The organism is Psychrobacter sp. 72-O-c, from assembly GCF_904846605.1.
GTDB lineage: Bacteria > Pseudomonadota > Gammaproteobacteria > Pseudomonadales > Moraxellaceae > Psychrobacter.
Genome location: NZ_CAJHBI010000037.1, coordinates 20,404 through 29,882, shown reverse-complemented (window position 1 = coordinate 29,882; position 9,479 = coordinate 20,404). Strand labels below are relative to the sequence as shown.

Sequence of the window (9,479 nt, the reverse complement as noted above, 5' to 3'; positions counted from 1 at the left end):
TTATGGGTTCATGTTCTAAGTTAGTATTATCAGAACTAGAGTCGTCAGAATTAGAGTCGTCAGAATTAGAGTCGTCAGAATTAGAGTCGTCAGAATTAGAGTCGTCAGAATTAGAGTCGTCAGAATTGGAGTCGTCAGAATTAGAGTCGTCAGAATTAGAGTCGTCAGAATTAGAGTCGTCAGAATTAGAGTCGTCAGAATTAGAGTCGTCAGAATTAGAGTCGTCAGAATTGGAGTCGTCAGAATTGGAGCTCTCAGAACTAGAGCTCTCAGCACTAGAGTCGTCAGAATATAGGTCTTCTAAACTTACGCTAGGATTTTTTCTCATTTCTCTTCGCAGTTTACTAGCTTCTTCTTGTATAAAAAGATTTAATCCAAGCAAATAAGCTTCGATTTCTCTAACGGTAGAGTTCTCAATTAACTGAGTTCTATCAGCATTAAAACTAACTCTTGAGTTGGTAGTTAAGATATCTAAATATCCAATAATTTGAGGTAGGGATTTACTTGATTGAGTACCTCTTGATATTTCGGGATCGAATAGCTCATAATTATTAAATAATACCTTATTTATATATACTAATGGTCTCAAACTTGAGCGTTGACTTCTAGTTAAATGAAACAAAGTATTTACACTTTTCACACTTGAACCTTTTAAGCTAAGTATTTTCAAGTTAGCTTTAACACTTATAGAGTGTGGAAGTTCTTTCTTATCAAAACAAATTTTCCGTACTATAGTTGATTTATTTTTGAAAATCACTGAAGAGTTTTTCTCAGAGTCAATTTCAACTTCAAATATACATAATTTTTTATTTTCATTCATAGCTTTTTCTAAAGATATAGATTTATCTTTATTGCTATTTTTACTATCACCTATCAGTTTGAATGAAACTTTTATGCCACTATCTAAAAATAGGTTAGTAATTTTTTTTGTATTTATGTCAGAAGAAAAAAACTCTCCTATAATATCTTGGTTTTCTACCTCGTCACAAACAATTTTAACTATAGTACCTACAGATCCTTTCTTATTTAGATCCTCAATAGGAAGGTCAAAATCAGTAATATTACTTAGTTTGATTATTTCTCTTTTATCTACTTCAAATTTTATAGAATTAGAAAAAGATTTATGCATTGTTTCCCATTCAACTAAATTACCAAATTTAAAAACTGCAAGTAATCCTAATCCTTTTTCACCTTGTTGGTAGCGATCTCCACAAATTTTTTCACCATAATTTTTAGAACTTTCAGCGATATGAAATAATGATTCAAGACTCTCCTCAGATATTCCAAATCCATTATCAGAGACTTCTAGAGTATGTTCATTCAAATCATAGGTAATGTTAATTAGAGTAGCGCATGCATCATAGCTGTTTTTTAAAACCTCGTTGATAGCAAACATGTAGCTAGGAACTTTTTCTGAAAACTCGTTAATTATGTTTCCGCTAACTTTAACTGGGATAGATTTCACTAACTATTATCCTTAATATACATTTGTTTATATTCTAACCTACAAATTCGGATTTAACCACTTCTCAGCTGTTTTCATATCCCAACCTTTACGTTCAGCATAACTCTCTAACTGATCGGTGCTGATTTTACCCACGTTAAAATACACACTTTCAGGATGCGAGTAATAAAACCCGCTGACGGATGAGGCAGGCCACATCGCATAGCTTTCCGTTAAAGTCGTACCGATAGCATCGACTGTGCCAAGCCAATCGAACAGTTTACCTTTTTCAGTATGTTCAGGACAGGCCGGGTAGCCAGGAGCAGGGCGGATGCCGACATATTTTTCTTTAATCATTTCATCTTGGCTTAGGTCTTCTTCTGGCTGATAGCCCCAATATTGTTTACGAATCAGCTCATGTAAATGTTCGGCAAAGGCTTCCGCCAAGCGGTCAGACAGTGCTTGTACCATGATGCCGTTATAGTCATCGCCATTAGTTTTATATTCTTCAGCGATTGCTTCTGTACCTACCATTGAGACTGTAAAACCACCAAGATAATCCGTATGCGCGTCCGATGGCGAGATGAAATCTGCCAAGCTAAAGTTAGGCTTGCCGCTGGCCTTGTCGCTTTGTTGGCGCAGATGCTCGAATTGATAAGTTGGCTTACCGCCTTGTGCTGGATCGTTATCATAGACAGTAACCGTATCAGCACCGGTGCGCCGCGCAGGCATGAGTTTAAACACCCCTTTGGCAACGATTAATTTCTCATCTATCATTTTCTTGAGCATATCTTCTGCATTACCAAACAAGTCGCGCGCTGCTTCACCGACCACATCATCTTGCAGAATTTTAGGATATTTACCAGCGAGTCCCCAAGAGATAAAGAAGGGCGTCCAGTCAATATAAGGCAGTAGCTTGGTTATAGGATAATCGTCAAATATGACTTGGCCTTGCTGGTTAGGAGTAGGCGGCACATAGTGGTCCCAATCATCCTTAAAGCCAATTTTGATTGATTCGGCATACGATATTTTGGCGGCTTTGGGTTGGCGTTTGGCTAAGCGTTCACGTACTTTGATATATTCTGCGCGAGTCTCGTCAAGCAAGGCTTGGCGGTTTTCTTTGGACAGCAATTTTGTGACTACGCCGACCGCGCGTGAGGCATCAGACACATAGATGACACCGTCGTTTTGGTATTGTGGTTCGACTTTGACCGCCGTATGGGCTTTAGAGGTAGTCGCACCGCCGATCATCAGTGGCAAGGTCATGCCGCGCTCTTGCATTTGCTTGGCAACATAGACCATCTCATCGAGACTGGGGGTAATTAAGCCTGATAGTCCGATGATATCAACCTTCTCTGCAATAGCGGTATCAAGGATTTTTTCGCACGGTACCATCACGCCCATATCGACGATGTCATAACCATTACAGCCAAGCACCACGCCGACGATATTTTTACCAATATCGTGGACATCGCCTTTGACCGTCGCCATAAGGATTTTGCCTTTGGTTTCCCCTTCGACTTTTTCGGCCTCAATATAGGGGTTGAGCCACGCGACAGATTGTTTCATCACCCGAGCGGATTTGACCACTTGTGGTAAGAACATTTTACCCGCACCAAATAAATCGCCAACGATGTTCATACCATCCATCAAGGGTCCTTCAATGACTTCAAGCGGTTTGGGATATTTTTCCCACGCCTCTTTGGTATCCGCTTCAATATAAGTAGTAATACCTTTGACTAAGGCGTGAGCAATGCGTTTTTCGACTGTGTCTTCACGCCATGTCAGATCGACTGTACTGTCTTTTTTCTTACCACCAAAGCTGTAATTTTCAGCGACGGTCATCAACCGTTCAGTAGCATCTTGTCCCGTCTCGCCTTGGTTGTGATTGAACATCACATCTTCGATGGCATCGCGCGCTTCTTTAGGAATATCGTCATACAGCTCAAGCATGGCGGGGTTAACGATACCCATGGTTAGGCCAGCTTTGATAGTGTGATATAGGAATACCGAGTTTATAGCTTCACGAATGGGGTTACCACGGAAGCTGAATGAGACGTTGGAGACGCCGCCCGATACCATAGCATTGGGCAGATTATCAGTAATCCAACGTGTGGCATTAATAAAGTCGGCGCCGTAGTTATTATGATCAGTGATACCGGTGGCAACCGCAAAGATATTGGGATCAAAGATAATATCTTCTGAAGGAAAGCCTACCTCATTGATCAATACATCATAGCTGCGCTGACAGATGCCGGTTTTGCGCTCGTAGGTGTCGGCCTGCCCATCTTCATCAAAAGCCATCACGATGACCGCTGCCCCGTAACGCATACAGAGACGCGCTCGTTCGACGAACTCATCATGACCTTCTTTTAGGGAGATGGAGTTAACGATTGACTTGCCTTGGATACGCTTCAGACCTTCTTCGATAATGTCCCATTTAGAGGAATCAATCATCAAGGGCACCCGGCTGATATCGGGCTCACCAGATACCAAATTGACGAAATGAATCATCGCCTGTTTGGAGTCGAGCATGCCCTCGTCCATATTGATATCGACGACTTGCGCACCGCCTTCGACTTGGTCACGAGCGACATCAAGCGCTTCGGTATAGGCTTCGGTTTTAATCAAACGCAAGAATTTTTTGGAACCGGTAACGTTGGTACGCTCACCGACGTTGACGAACAAGCTTGCAGGGGTGATGTTAAACGGCTCAAGTCCTGATAAGCGGCAGGCAGGCGCAATCTCAGGAATCACACGCGGCGGGAATTTAGCCACCATATTGGCAATTTGGCGGATATGCTCAGGTGTGGTACCACAGCAGCCGCCGACGATATTCAAAATACCTGCTTTGGCAAAGCCTTCGAGTAGGGCAGTAGTTTCTTCAGGAGTTTCGTCGTACTCACCAAACTCATTGGGCAAGCCCGCGTTTGGATGCGCAGAGACATACATGTTGGCAATATTGGATAGCGTTTGAATATGTGGTCTGAGTGCATCAGCGCCTAGCGCACAGTTAAAGCCAACAGAGAGCGGCTTGGCATGGCGGACTGAGTTATAAAATGCCTCAGCTGTTTGCCCTGAAAGCGTGCGACCTGACGCATCGGTAATCGTACCCGATATCATAATCGGTAACTCAAAACCGATATCATCAAATACACCGGTTACCGCAAAGATTGCTGCTTTGGCGTTCAAGGTATCGAAAATAGTTTCGATTAGGATAATATCAACGCCACCTTCCATCAGCGCCAATGTCGATTCGCGGTAATTAAGTACCAACTCGTCAAAGGTAATATTACGGAAGGCAGGGTCATTAACATCAGGCGACAGCGAACAGGTACGTGATGTTGGCCCCAAAACCCCAGCGACAAAGCGTGGCTTTTCTGGCGTCTTAGCGGTAAATTCATCAGCGGCTTCGCGGGCAAGTTTGGCAGCGGTCTTGTTTAGCTCTGGTACCAGATACTGCATATCGTAGTCGGCCATCGACAGCCGCGTGCCATTAAAGCTGTTGGTCTCGATAATGTCTGCGCCAGCAGCAAGATGGTCGCTATGAATCTCTTTCACCATATGCGGTTGCGAGAGCACTAATAAGTCGTTGTTACCTCGAACATCTTGATCAATATCAGCAAAACGCTTACCGCGATAGTCTGACTCCTCAAGCTTATAATTCTGAATATGGGTTCCCATCGCGCCATCTAGCACTAAGATTCGTGATGCCATTTGTTCAGTGATGCGCGCACGGGCAGTGAGCTGCTGTGCCTTATAAGGGAAAACCGCTGGCGGCGTCAGTATAAAATCATTAGGATTAGCGTTTGGATTGCCATTGTCTATGGCTGGCGTAGTAGAAGATATGGCTGTATCAGCTTGAGAAGAGTTTATCGAGGTCATAGGAACGCTGCTTATATCGTCAATATTATTAAGATAGGATAGAAAGGGATAAAATTGAAAAGCAAAAAGTGTAAATTCTTAGTATTTTAGCATGAAAAGTCTAGCTCTCGCGGGCATGTCCTTAGTCATCTTTAGCAATTAGCTGTAGAGGTAAAAAAACAATAATGAACCTCAGTAGTCAACATGCTGTCAAATAGGAGTAAAGACATTAATTCAACTTAGAATTATAAACAAAAATGTTACGAGCACAAATTCGAATGAGTCATAAACTAAGATATATAAAATTGCTCGGTATTTGTACAATAAATGGGCTTTTAAAATTAAAAATTACCATCCTGCTTAAAAAAGAGGTGGAACTTACACGGCTATTACAAAAAGTAGCGTAAACGCAAATTGCTTATATTATTTTATATGTTAATTTAAGTTCAGAAGGATGAGTCTTTCATAAGATTGCCTTATAAATCTGTGGTCATAGCTTTTTTGCTGTTGGGCATTAGTCAATCTTAGGATTATTTATCTTTGGAGAAGAACACGTAAATCGGTAAGAAAATAACTAGGATATAATTCATTATTAAGGAAAAAACTATGAAAATGACTAAAATCGCTACCCTAGGTGCATTAGCCGTATCAATAGCTGGACTTAGCGCCTGTAATAACATGATGCCACAAAAAGACGCTGCAATGAAGGCGCCGATGCACAGCCAATCAATGGCAAAAATGAACGTAGTACAGCTTGCGCAAAGCAATCCTGACTTTTCAATATTAGTAGAAGCCGTACAAGCAGCAGAGCTGGGCAGTATGCTATCCGATCCTAACGCTCATTACACAGTATTTGCACCAACCAATGAAGCATTTATGGAAGCGTTGACTGAAACCGGCATGAGCAAAGCGCAACTGTTTGCAAATAAACCACTATTAACTAAAATCTTAGGTTACCATGTCATCAGTGGTGATATGGCTATGTATGCCAAAGATGTTAAGCCTGGTAACGTTATGACCGCTAGCAATGATACCTTGATGGTAACCAGTCAAGGCATGTTGATGGATGAGATGGGACGTACTGCTACTATTTTAAAAACAGACATGGCAGCTACTAACGGTGTCGTACATGTCATTGATAAAGTGTTATTGCCTAAATAAAGCTTAAGTAAGAATTAATGGATTAAATATATCTGTTATAAGAGGGTAAAGCTGATATTAATGTCAGCTGACGCTCACCATGAGCTGGCTGCTAAATTGCCAATATTGGATACTTTCCGTATTGGTATTACTACTATTCAGCTCATTAACGTTTAGCAACTAACTAATTACTGATTGATTGATTAATAGCTACTTTGTCTAGTTTTAAAAAGTTTTACTGGTCAAACAAGTTGTTGATGAATATCTATAAGGACATAACCATGTTAAAAAAGAATTTATTATCCTTGGCAATGGCCATGATCGTATTGCCATTGGCCGCCTGTAGTAACAACGAGGAAGTGGCTACACCAGTTGAGACTGATGCCGAAACGGTAGTAGTGGCTGAGCCTGAAGTCATGGCCGAATCTGAGCCTATGGCTGAAGTTGTCCCTATGGATGCTGATATGGCCGCCGATATGACTGCTACGCAAAGTATCGCTGAAATGGCTGCTAGCAATGAAAACTTAACGATTCTAACAGCGGCACTGCAAGCTGCTGGTCTTGATACTATGATGATGGAAGCAGGCGAATATACTGTATTTGCCCCAACTGATGATGCATTTGCTGCTGTATTGACCAAACTAGACGTAACTAAAGAAGAGTTGTTAGCCAATACAGACTTGCTAAAAAGCGTTCTTCCGTATCACGTAGTTCCTATGGTTGTTAAATCGGCAGATATTCCTTATGGCACTCCTATCGAGACTGTTAACGGTCAAATGATTACTATTAGTGATGCTAATGTTATCACTGATGCTAGCGGTAACATGGCCAATATCGTTGGAACAGATATGATGGCAACCAATGGCGTTGTTCATGTTATTGACACTGTATTATTACCAAAATAACAGTTGTTTGAATAAGACTGTTCGTAAATAACTTAATAGTAGACTAATCAAAGATAAGAAGCTCAGCTATACGCTGGGCTTTTTTGTGCGTGCAATTTCTTATCCATAGTAAGCTTTTATAAATAAAGCAATTAACACTATATATTTTAAGTAAGCCATAAAAAACCCATAACCGTAGCCATGGGAATTTTAGATTGCCTTAAGTATTATGAATGACGATTACTTTAATATCGTAGTTATGTCTTAACAAAAAATGTACTGGCTATTTTTTATATCTTCGATCAAAAGACTCATCTCTGAAGGCTAATTATTGAATTACTAGCTATCCGTATAACTAACGGTTGTCCCACAAAAAAGCTCGTGACCATCGCCACGAGCTTTTTTTGATTTTACCTAAGAACTACTTAAGGATTATTTGATAAGACTTACTTCAAATAGCCTTATTTAAGATCTTTATGTAGAGGATCTTTATTCATGTCTTCCATCTGTTTGCGATGACGCTCTTCCCAATATGGCGCGTTTTTGATACCAAATTTTGCGGGATCAAAACTATAGCGTTTCACGCCAGCTTTACGCTGTGCTTCGTAGTCTTTAAGCATGGTTAGAGTCGGACGGGCCACAACGAAGATGACTAAGATACCAACGATGTTCAACCAAGCCATCAAGCCAACACCAATATCACCAATAGCCCAGATATAGCCAGCTGAGTTAAGACCACCATAGGCAACCATCGCCATGATTAAGATTTTGACTAGGAATCTACCGATTTTACCTGCCTCTTTTCCTAGAAAGCGGGTTAAGTAAGCAACGTTTACTTCAGCGATGTAGTAATAAGCCAAAATAGTAGTAAAGGCGAAGAAGAATACTGCGATAGCGATAAAGGTGTTACCGAAGGTGCCATAGACTGATTCCATCGCCATTTGTGTAAAGGCCGGTGAGTTGATCTCAACACCAGCAGCTACATTCTGAACAATGAATTGTCCATCTGGTAAAGTACCTTGAATGTTATACATGCCAGTAGATAAAATCATAAATGCAGTAGCAGAACAAACTAATATCGTATCGACATAAACCGAGAACGCTTGCACTAGACCTTGCTGTGATGGATGCTCAACTTCAGCAGCAGCAGCAGCGTGAGGGCCTGTACCTTGTCCGGCTTCGTTAGAGTAAATACCACGTTTCACACCCCAACCAATAGCAGCACCAAAGCCAGCTTGCGCAGTAAAGGCATCACCAATGATCATACCGAATACATCTGGGATCAAACTTACGTTGCTGAACATGATAATTAAGGCTAAAACAATATAACCGACTGCCATAAACGGTACGGCATATTCAGTAAAGGTTGCGATACGTTTAATACCACCAAAGATGATGATACCCAGAACCACTAAAATGATAGCTAGTGCTACTAAACGCATAGAGCCGACTTCCAACGCCCCGATATTCATCACTGACCCTTCGCCCATAACTTGAGCAAAAGCATTGATAACGCCGTTCGCCTGAACACCAGGTAAGAACATACCACAAGCTAAAATAGAGGCAATCGCAAACAGAACGCCATACCATTTTTGACCAAGCGCCCGCTCAAAGTAATAAGCAGGGCCACCGCGGTACTCGCCAGTAATAACGTCTTTTTCTTTATAAATCTGTGCCAGGGTAGATTCGACATAGGCGGTAGATGCGCCTAAGAATGCAACAACCCACATCCAAAACACTGCACCTGGACCACCGAAGCCGATAGCAGCTGCTACCCCTGCGATGTTACCCATACCCACACGTCCGGCAAGCGATACCGCAAGTGCCTGAAATGATGAAATACCATCCTTACTAGACTTACCTGTAAATAGTAACTTTATCATTTCACCGAACAGACGCACTTGCACGAAGCGCGTCATGATGGAATAGAACAGACCAGCACCCAAGCATAAGTAAATTAATGCTGGGCTCCAAATAATTCCGTTTACTACATTGACTAAACCTTCCATATCTCTATTCCTAGTACTGTCTCAAAGTGGCTATGCTTGTCTAACTGTTTAAGCGAAATGTATAAACTAAACGTAACGACTTAAATTTATATTCACTTAACCACTCAGGATAGCTTGTAGTTGTCCGTGTGTATCCGC

General features: G+C 41.5%; 5 protein-coding genes. 2 read left to right on the top strand and 3 right to left on the bottom strand.

The window, feature by feature from the left end; translation table 11 throughout:
- Together JMX97_RS13935 and metH are read right to left on the bottom strand one after the other, a co-directional pair.
- On the bottom strand, positions 1 to 1,465 hold a 1,465-nt coding region (locus tag JMX97_RS13935; protein WP_201558380.1), incomplete at its 3' end, for an ATP-binding protein.
- A 39-nt stretch (positions 1,466 to 1,504) separates the two neighbouring features.
- The gene (gene metH / locus JMX97_RS11830; RefSeq protein WP_201558378.1) at positions 1,505 to 5,329 is read right to left on the bottom strand and encodes a methionine synthase; all 3,825 of its coding nucleotides are present in this window, start codon (positions 5,327 to 5,329) and stop codon (positions 1,505 to 1,507) included.
- Positions 5,330 to 5,914: 585 nt separating this feature from the next.
- Between metH and JMX97_RS11825 the strand changes: the two genes are divergently transcribed.
- Together JMX97_RS11825 and JMX97_RS11820 are read left to right on the top strand one after the other, a co-directional pair.
- On the top strand, positions 5,915 to 6,469 hold the full coding sequence (locus JMX97_RS11825; RefSeq protein ID WP_201558376.1) for a fasciclin domain-containing protein: 555 nt from the start codon (positions 5,915 to 5,917) through the stop codon (positions 6,467 to 6,469).
- A gap of 260 nt (positions 6,470 to 6,729) precedes the next feature.
- The gene (locus tag JMX97_RS11820) at positions 6,730 to 7,353 is read left to right on the top strand and encodes a fasciclin domain-containing protein (protein ID WP_201558374.1); all 624 of its coding nucleotides are present in this window, start codon (positions 6,730 to 6,732) and stop codon (positions 7,351 to 7,353) included.
- Positions 7,354 to 7,793: 440 nt separating this feature from the next.
- Here the strand turns inward: JMX97_RS11820 and JMX97_RS11815 are convergent, their stop codons facing one another.
- Entirely contained in the window at positions 7,794 to 9,341 is a 1,548-nt protein-coding gene (locus tag JMX97_RS11815) for an alanine/glycine:cation symporter family protein (RefSeq protein ID WP_201558371.1), read from the bottom strand.
- Positions 9,342 to 9,479 lie beyond the last annotated feature (138 nt).